At 45.5% G+C, this 435-nt stretch carries 1 tRNA gene; it reads right to left on the bottom strand.

The features are described from left to right. Positions 1–257 precede the first annotated feature (257 nt). A tRNA-Ala gene (locus HMPREF2983_RS09925) sits at positions 258–331 on the bottom strand. Between the last annotated feature and the right edge of the window lie 104 nt (positions 332–435).

Genomic DNA, 435 nt, shown 5'->3' with positions numbered 1-435 from the left:
ATCCGCCATACGCCCTTTCTTACTTTCTTCTTATGAAGGATAAAGCGGGGATACAAGAAGCAACATACATTGCTCCGCCTTCCTCCGGCTTCACCTTCTGAAGCTCATACTTTCAGCTGTCAAGTGAAATCTCATCTTGCGACTTGATTTCCAAGACTGAACTTAGTTTACTTTACAGTTTTTGCTTGTGTCAATATGTCAAAGATCGTATGGACCTTCAGAATGCACGCTTCAGCATGCACGGTGATGTCCATCTGTGGAGAATAACGGATTCGAACCGTTGACCCCCTGCTTGCAAAGCAGGTGCTCTAGCCAGCTGAGCTAATCCCCCAAGAAGAATGAGGAATGAGGAGTGGAGAATGTTGAATTTCTCATTACACATTCAACATCACACATTCCAGAGAAGTAGTCCCAGGCAGACTTGAACTGCCGACC

The organism is Prevotella sp. HMSC077E09 (assembly GCF_001814685.1).
Lineage (GTDB): Bacteria > Bacteroidota > Bacteroidia > Bacteroidales > Bacteroidaceae > Prevotella > Prevotella oris.
This window is presented reverse-complemented; position numbering and strand designations above follow the sequence as displayed.